Annotated in this window: 6 protein-coding genes; 3 read left to right on the top strand and 3 right to left on the bottom strand. The window is 39.0% G+C overall.

What is annotated here, in order from left to right:
• Positions 1 to 815: 815 nt before the first annotated feature.
• From FHT21_RS06345 to FHT21_RS06335, 3 genes are all read left to right on the top strand, one after another.
• Positions 816 to 1,622, top strand: a complete 807-nt coding sequence (locus FHT21_RS06345; RefSeq protein ID WP_167293887.1) for a phytanoyl-CoA dioxygenase family protein — start codon at positions 816 to 818, stop codon at positions 1,620 to 1,622.
• A gap of 157 nt (positions 1,623 to 1,779) precedes the next feature.
• Positions 1,780 to 2,469, top strand: coding sequence for a CDP-alcohol phosphatidyltransferase family protein (locus tag FHT21_RS06340; RefSeq protein WP_208398879.1), 690 nt, complete (start codon positions 1,780 to 1,782; stop codon positions 2,467 to 2,469).
• Positions 2,466 to 2,936, top strand: coding sequence for a GtrA family protein (locus FHT21_RS06335; RefSeq protein WP_167293886.1), 471 nt, complete (start codon positions 2,466 to 2,468; stop codon positions 2,934 to 2,936). The genes FHT21_RS06340 and FHT21_RS06335 overlap by 4 nt, the downstream gene beginning before the upstream one ends.
• 194 nt (positions 2,937 to 3,130) lie before the next feature.
• On the opposite strand, the gene FHT21_RS06330 is transcribed toward FHT21_RS06335, so the two are convergent.
• From FHT21_RS06330 to FHT21_RS06320, 3 genes are all read right to left on the bottom strand, one after another.
• The gene (locus FHT21_RS06330) at positions 3,131 to 4,222 is read right to left on the bottom strand and encodes an aminoglycoside phosphotransferase family protein (protein ID WP_167293885.1); all 1,092 of its coding nucleotides are present in this window, start codon (positions 4,220 to 4,222) and stop codon (positions 3,131 to 3,133) included.
• 115 nt (positions 4,223 to 4,337) lie between these two features.
• The gene (locus tag FHT21_RS06325) at positions 4,338 to 5,690 is read right to left on the bottom strand and encodes a Gfo/Idh/MocA family oxidoreductase (RefSeq protein WP_167293884.1); all 1,353 of its coding nucleotides are present in this window, start codon (positions 5,688 to 5,690) and stop codon (positions 4,338 to 4,340) included.
• Between the two features lie 126 nt (positions 5,691 to 5,816).
• A complete protein-coding gene (locus FHT21_RS06320) occupies positions 5,817 to 8,144 on the bottom strand; it encodes a beta-galactosidase (protein WP_167293883.1) in 2,328 nt (775 codons plus the stop codon).
• Between the last annotated feature and the right edge of the window lie 245 nt (positions 8,145 to 8,389).

Below are 8,389 nucleotides of genomic sequence, written 5' to 3'. Positions count from 1 at the left end.
CTGCTTTTCATTTCAAGTCCTCTCCCGATTGAAAAAATCGGGATCCGGGCTTTACATTGCAATCGGGTTTAAGAACAGCGGATTCTGCACCTCGCAACTTCAAAAATGAAATAAGTTTAAGTATGAGCTGCCAGGCGATAACAGCAAATGCGGCAGGTATTAGGAAATGAACATTCAGTTGTTCTTGGCGGTGTGCAGTCCCGCTTTTCATTTCAAGTCCGCACTCATTCTTCGTTTACGGGCTTTTCATTACATTCGGGTTTAGAAACAAAGGTGGGTACACTATACAACCCTAAAAATGAAATACTGTTTAGGCCATCTAGCCCCGGGTGCAGCGTTACCCTGCAGCAAGGAGGTACGACGAAGCGAAGCGTAAAGCGAAACACGGGAACAAAGTAACCTATGATTACTGCAATTGCGCTCCAATAATAAAAAAAACCTATTTCATTTAAAATAAAGCTGAGTGTCGGATGGGAACATCCAACACCACGGATAAGTATGAGGAGCAAGGTGATAACAAGCTAACCAATTGACCGAAACCTGCCCTATTTGCACTTATTATTAGATTTCTACGATTAGAACTCCTCTTCCCAAAAAAATATTTTAAAATATTTCTAATAAAATTCTTTAGAATATTAAAAATATGTTACGTTTGTATTAAATACTACTAATTCTATAGATTATGTCGAATAAAACAAACGTGTTTTATTTTCCTTCAGTACCAAACCACTCGCGAATGCGAATGTGCTGTTGCTGCGCATAATTCTAATTCTAGTTCCAATTTTCTTTTTCCTAAATCTTTTAAATTTTTACACATGGCCACATCGTATCCAACCTTTACCTTATCTGAACAATTAACACAAGAACAGCTTGATTTTTTTAACACACATGGGTTTATCCATTTTAAGAATTTCATCAAACCAGAAACAGTTAATTCCATTATTGATGCCTCTAAACAGGTTGAACAAAAATGGATCGAACAAGATATCAAAAAAATAAATGGGGTTCCGATTAAATACGGAAAAGATCTTGATGGCTCGGCAATTGTGCAGCGCTTTGCCTTTATAAACCAACAGCACCAAACCTTAAGTGGTCTGTTATTAGACCCAAGGTTTAACGCCTTGCTTCAACTGGCAGGTGAAGGTGCACGTTTAGGCACTGAAGAAAAAGATGGCATGGTGTTTAACCACTATATTAACGGTCCAGAAAGTAAGTTTAGCAAAATGGGCTGGCATACGGATGGTTTAAGGGATATTTTCTACGGTACCAAACTAAACCCAATGTTGAATGTGGGGATTCACCTCAGTACCTTAAAACCTGAAAATGGCGGATTAAAAATTATCCCTGGTACCCATAAACAAAGTATATACCAAATGCTCTTTCGCAAAAAATACTTCCTGGATAATAAACCTGATGCTGAGGAAGTATCGATATTGCCAGAAGCGGGAGATTTAACCATCCATGATGGACGATTGTGGCACAGAGTTGCAGAATCGGCCATTCGAGGTGAAGAAAGCAGAAGACGTGTAATCTATATTCCAATTATTGCCGGTAAATATGCGCCAAAAAATGAAAATAGTCCGACCGTATTTTATCAACGTTTTGCGGGCATTGTAAAATAATTTATGTTATTTGTTCTATTATTCAGTTACCTGGTCAGATCAGGGAAACTAAAACGGCTAGGTATTTTAGCTAAGGGTGTTCCGAAGAAAATCAGTTTAAAATTTTACCGACCAGAAACCGCTATGTTATTCGGCTTTGTATTAATGGGATATTAAATTGGAGGATATTATTAAAGAGAAAGAGGGTAATGCAGATAACAAAAGGGTATTTTCAGACCGCGAGCGAACCAATATTCTACTTAAGGGCGAACAAAGGCTGATCTTATTTTTACTTAAAAAAGTTCCAGGCTGGATTACGCCAAATATCATGACAGGTATTGGCATGTTCGGATCGTTAATCGTTTTTTCGGCTTTTATTTTAGGCAGATTTCATTCGAGAAATTATTTATTGGTAGGTATTTTAGGCCTTATCATCAATTGGCTTGGCGATTCACTTGATGGCAGATTGGCTTATTACCGCAAGATAGCCCGAAAATGGTATGGATTTGCATTGGATATTGTGATGGATTGGCTCAGCATTATTCTTATCGGCTTAGGCTACTACTTTTACGCAAGCCAAACAACACAGGTTTTTGCATTTTTATTCGTGGTGCTTTATGGCTGGTCGATGATCATTAGTCAACTACGCTATAAAATAACAGGTTTTTATCAAATCGATTCAGGCCGTTTAGGACCAACGGAGTTACGCGTAATTATTTCACTTATTCTTATTACTGAAACGCTGTTTGTAGGCAGTATCACCTATTTTGCCATTGCCGTAACCATATTGTTATTGCTAATCAATATTATCGATACACTAAAACTTTTAAAAGCAGGCGACACTAAAGACCAGGAGGAAAAAGAATGATCAGTTGGGCATCTGTTAAGCTTTTTCTGAAAGCTCAGGTATCGGCTTTTTCGGGCGGAATTACCGATTATGGATTAATGATACTACTAACCGAATGGCTGCACATCCACTTTACCATTTCTATTTTAATTTCAGGTTCCCTTGGCGGATTGGTTAACTTCTGTATTAACCGTTTCTGGGCTTTTAAAAGTAACGACGGCTACCACAGCTCTACCGGTGGGCAGCTTGTCCGTTTTTTTACCGTGGTTTTGGGAAGTATTTCGTTGAAATCAGCAGGTACCTATTTATTGCAGCAAAGCTTACACGTAGATTATAAACTCGGTAGACTTTTAATTGATAGTGTAATTTCCTATGGTTTTAACTATCCGCTAATGAAGTATTGGGTATTTAAAATTAATAGCTTGGAGGCTGCCTGCCCTGAAAGGCCAAGCGATTGCTTCGACCTTAGCGAGAAACAAATAATTTAAACGGGTAAATCTTACACCAAATAGTATAAAAGCAAATAATGCTGATATTTGCCTTTATCAAACGTTTGCGCGTTATTCAACCTAAACCTAATCCGTTAAGAGATAACGGAATACGAAGCAACTATAAAAAAGGTAAGAGGAATGTCCAGCCTAAACGATGAAGCATAAAAACTGAACACCTTGCCTTTACCTTATTAGTTTAATATTGTTTTAGAGTCGCTCACTCTATTTTCATTAATCTGCTTAATAATTCCTTCAAATTCCGATTCTTTGGCTATGTACTTATTCAGTAAATCGATCTGATTTAAGCCCCTCACCAAGTTGTGATCAGGATAATTAGTTTTATAGTAGATATCGCCGTTTAAGAAATCGGCTATAAACCTTACCGCCTGCATGTAGATCATAAATTTACCCGAATAAATAAAGAACTGCTTTTCGGTAAAGGTCAGAACCTGATCCATTTCTTCCATATAACCTTTATGTATTGCGGCAAAAACGTCTTCTCTTATGGCTATTTTACTAAAGTCCTTTTCTTCTTCATTAGCCTCTGAGAGATAGGTACGCATCATATCACCTACATCGCTGATAAAGTATCCGGGCATCACCGTATCTAAATCGATTACGCATAAACCCACGCCGGTTTCGGCCTGTAGTAATACATTGCTAATTTTAGTATCGTGGTGTACAACACGTAAGTTAAGCGCACCACTATCTACCATATGCACATATTGTTCTTCTATATCGTAATGCCTGATAATCTCTTCAACAGCAAACTTTGCCTCAAAAATTCTTTCGTCGCTAGCTTGTTCCAATGCTTTTTTAAACTGCTCTACGCGCAAAGGCAGGTTATGGAAATCTTCGATAGTGGGCTTTAATTTTTGCACATTGAAGGCACAAAGCATCCTGGTAAATTTACCAAACTGCTTGGCAGCATGATAAGCCTGCTCAGGCTGATGTACAAAATCAATAGAGCAAGAATTTTCCACAAATGGGAAAACCCTGTAAAAATGATTGTCAATAACCACAAAATCATCTCCGTTTGATGCCGCAATTGGGGCAACAAATAGATATTTAGGGGCAGTTTGATCGAGATATTTTTTTATTGTCTCAATATTTTGAGCAATATTTTGAGGCTGGCGAAAAACCTCTGTGTTTACCTCTTGCAAGATATAGGCTAATCCTTCACCGTAAACTTTCCAGGTATGGTTAATTAAACCCGAGCCAAAAGGTTCAATTTTAATTTTTTCTGCGTTAAGTCCATAAGCACCTAAAACTGCTTTAAACATAAGATGTTAATATATATTTGAATAAAAATTGTTCCAGGCAAACCATTTGATCAACCTGAATAAAGTTGCGTATTAAAATATGCGGGCAAGCCATAAGCAATACCCGCAATCGAGACTAAAAACCGCTATCGTCTAAAGCGAAAGTATTTTTACGATCTTTCCATTTTCCTTTGGTAAAATCAGGGAATTTTTGTGGCATATTTCCTTCTTTTAACGATTTGGTAGAAAGTGGTGTAATTACACTCATAGTAACTGAATCATATACGTCAATTGGTGTTTGTTTTTTCTGTTTTACCGCCTGGATAAAGCCATTAAATACAAACCAATCCATACCACCGTGACCTGCGCCTACAGCATCTGCTTCGTATTTTTTCCAAAGGGGGTGATCATATTTAGCAAACCATTCCTGAGCCGGATCCCATACATCGTCTTTTTTCGATTTGTGGTCGATATAAACCGATTTGTTTACATCCATCCAAAGTCCTTTTGTGCCCTGAACCCTAAAACCGATAGAATATGGACGAGGCAGGTGGGTATCGTGACTTAACAATACGGTTTCGCCGTTTGCACAGTTAATCAATGTAGTGGTAACATCACCATTTTTATAATTGATTTTGGCATTAGGGTGGCCTGGCGACATTTCTTCTACATAAGCTGCCAAACCTTTGGCCTTAGAGCTGAACGAAACCAAACTGGTAAAGCTGTTTCCCCTGTTAATGTTTGCATATTGCATCAACGGACCTACGCCGTGGGTTGGGTATAAATCGCCATCCTGATCGATATTAAACTGCGTACGCCATTGTGCCTCGCTTAGTGCTTTTGGTCCAAACTCTACCCCACCCCCATAATAATCTTTGCCGTTGTTAAAAAGCACATTTCTTAAGTTGTGCTGGTAACCACCTTCAAGGTGTACCAATTCGCCGAAAAGACCCTGCCTAACCATATTTAAAGCCGCCATTACGTCTCTACGGTAACAAACGTTTTCTAATGTCATGTAAGGCATTCCTGTTTTTTCAGAAGTGTTTACAATATCCCAATGATCTTGAACACTTAAACCTGCAATTACCTCGCAGCCTACATATTTACCAGCCTTCATGGCATCCACTGCCTGATCGCGGTGAAACTGCCATGGTGTTGCTATAATTACAGCATCAATATCTTTACGGTCTAAAAGTTTTTTGTAAGCATCTAAGCCCCCGGTATATTCTGTTGCTGCAGGTCTACCTTTTTTGGCTATAAAATTGCGACAGATTTTAAGTGAGCTTTCCTGGGTATCGCAAATAGCCACAATTTCTACATCATCTCTTAAAGCACCTTCAGAGATATGGCTCATACCGCGTGCACCAACACCGATATAACCTAATCTTACTTTTCCGCTGTCTGATGACGCAAATAAACTTCCGGTTGGCAGGACGGTTAAACCAGCAGCCGTGAATGCACCATTTTTGATAAATTCTCTACGTTCCATTTGTGTTTTTTAATATTTATTGTTTAGTTTTTTAATTGATCCGGTTAATACTGAACAAACGTTTTACTAGGTATTCTTTTGCACTTTAACACACTAAAACCCACTCATCTGCAGCACCTTAATAGGCTAAAGATTTTTAAAGAGCGTTTGGCTAAAATATAATTTGTAATCTTTAATTCTTCCATTGGCATTATCCTGTCGGGGTAATAGCTTTAATCCCTTGATGGTGTAGTTTTTACCAAGGTCTATTACAATCTGGTGTGGTGGTTTTGGCGATTTAGACTCCCATTGTGTATGCCAGATACTAGTAAACTGCAAATCGAAAACATTAGCGGCATTTCCATCATCACCGCCCAGTTCTTCACTATCTGCATAAACTATTTTCCAATCACTACGCGGAATTTCATTCCCCTTATCATCAAGCAGCACAATTTCTGCAACCGTGGTATAAGGCTGTCCTTTCTGTTCAGATAGCGCTTCCAAACAAAAATAACGGGCGCTTACAGGCTTAAAAACAACCTGTTGCCATTTGTTATCATTTGCAAAACTACCTTCAACATAAGCTTGTTCTGCATCTGCAACCCATTTTTGGTTATCTTTTTTGTGCAGTTCGAGCTGTTTTTCGTTCACCACATCTAAAATTGGTTTATCTAAAAAGCTTAATTCCGGCTTTTCAGTTCCGAAGAGGTCGAATACCACCACTTCATTTTTGCCTTTTTTAAGCCAACTGCCTGGTATAAGCATGGTTTGCGTTGGGCCGATATTCCAATATCTACCCAAACACATTCCATTTAACCAAACTAAACCTTTATTCCATTTACCCATATCGAGGTAAGTATCTTCTAATTTATCGGCACTAAAACTTCCCTTATAAAAAGCAGCTGTAGCAGGTTGATTGCTAAGTGCTTCATAACGAAGCGGAATATTTACTTCTCCAAGCCTTACCGGATAGTTTTTCCAGCTCCTTAAAGCGGTCTGTTTTCCATTTTCAGATAAATATACCTCCCCATGAATTCCTTTCCGATCATGCATCTGGTAGCCGTAGTTTACCCTGCCTGTGGCTTCTACCAAAACCCGCAGCACACTTTTGCGCGTTCTGGCGGGAATTTCAATACTGAATTTGTTTTTTCTTCTATCCAGTTCGCCAATCTTTTTACCATCAATATATACCAATGCATAATCGTGAACGTCTTTAAACACCAAACTCGATTTTTGGCCTGCTGTTAAATTGGTTTCGTACACTACACAGCCAAAATCCTGATCTAAATCTTCCATTAGCATTGCGGTATCAGCTAAAACAGGCTTAGGTAGGTTTTTAGATAGTACTGCTATTGATGAGAACGTAACCGCTTGTAATTTCTGGATCTTGTTTGCAGCAGGCACATCTGGTAGAACCTCTCCATCTTGCAGGTAATTGGCAAATAACTTACGGATGGCATAAAATTTCTCTGTTGCATTACCAGCCTCATCAATAGGTGCATCGTAATCGTAGCTGCTGGTTTGTGGCAGATAAGGTGGAGCATTGGCACCGCTATAAGTACCAAAACTTGTTCCACCATGCGCCATGTAAATACTAAACGATGCTTTATTGTCAAGCATGTATTTTAACTCGCCTACAATGCGTTGGGTATCGCCTTTATGGTGTGGCCTGCCCCAGCTATCGAACCAGCCCGGGTAATATTCGCCGCACATTAATGGTCCTGTAGGCTGTATGGCCCTTAAGGCTTTAAAATTAGCTTCTGGTCCGCTGCCAAAGTTTACCACCGCGAACAAACCTTCAGGATGGTCGTTTTTTAACTGCGAGGGTCCATCGCAATGAAATAAAGGAACAGTAAAGCCAGCTTCTTGCAGATTGGCTTTAATGATGTTCATATAATCTTTATCGTTACCATAACTGCCGTACTCGTTTTCTACCTGCACCATAATAATGTTGCCACCTTTGCTAATCTGCAATGGGGCAAGCTGTTTGCCTACGGCTAAAAGGTACTTTTTGGCTCTTTCTAAAAAATATGGATGTTGCGTGCGCAAACGGATGCTTTTATCTTTAAGCAGCCACCAGGGGAAACCGCCAAACTCCCATTCGGCACAAGAATATGGTCCTGGCCTTAATATTACATACAAACCAACCTCTTTTGCCAGTTTACAAAATTCGGCAGCATCGCTCTGCGCTGTCCAGGTAAACTGATCGGGTTGTTTTTCGTGTATATTCCAAAATAAATAGGCACATACCGTATTTAACCCCATTGCTTTGGCCATTTGCAAACGTTGTTTCCACTCGGCTTTTGGTATACGGGCAAAGTGCATTTCACCACAGCGTATTATATATGGCTTGCCATTAAGCTCGAAAGATTCGGTACCTATTGCAAAGGTATTTTCTTTTTGAGCCCAGCTATTAATAGATAAAGCAATTAATAGCCCTAAAAAAAGTATTTTTTTAAGCAAACGGGTATGCATTTGTGCTGGTTCTTTTTTGGTTTTGTTGATTTGTATTTTTAAAAGTAGAACAAGCAAATGAGCATTACAACATAAATATCAGCGCAAACGATTGACTAATTTTAATAAACTGCTTAAATTTTATTTCACATTAACGCCTAGTGAAACGCAGCTATAAATGAACGGGATTATTGCAAAACTACGGGAAGAGGCACCGCCTACAGGCACAAACCTTGAATAGAGAAACTATTAACGAGAATAAATCC

The organism is Pedobacter sp. SG908 (genome assembly GCF_011759615.1).
GTDB lineage: Bacteria > Bacteroidota > Bacteroidia > Sphingobacteriales > Sphingobacteriaceae > Pedobacter > Pedobacter riviphilus.
The sequence above is the reverse complement of the archived record's forward strand: the minus strand, read 5'-3'. Positions and strand labels throughout refer to the sequence as shown.

Excerpts from the sequence above, each read along its gene's own strand:
- FHT21_RS06345 (WP_167293887.1), top strand. The coding sequence starts at position 816 with ATGGCCACATCGTATCCAACCTTTACCTTATCTGAACAATTAACACAA.
- FHT21_RS06335 (WP_167293886.1), top strand. The coding sequence starts at position 2,466 with ATGATCAGTTGGGCATCTGTTAAGCTTTTTCTGAAAGCTCAGGTATCG.
- FHT21_RS06325 (WP_167293884.1), bottom strand. The coding sequence starts at position 5,690 with ATGGAACGTAGAGAATTTATCAAAAATGGTGCATTCACGGCTGCTGGT.
- FHT21_RS06330 (WP_167293885.1), bottom strand. The coding sequence starts at position 4,222 with ATGTTTAAAGCAGTTTTAGGTGCTTATGGACTTAACGCAGAAAAAATT.
- FHT21_RS06320 (WP_167293883.1), bottom strand. The coding sequence starts at position 8,144 with ATGCATACCCGTTTGCTTAAAAAAATACTTTTTTTAGGGCTATTAATT.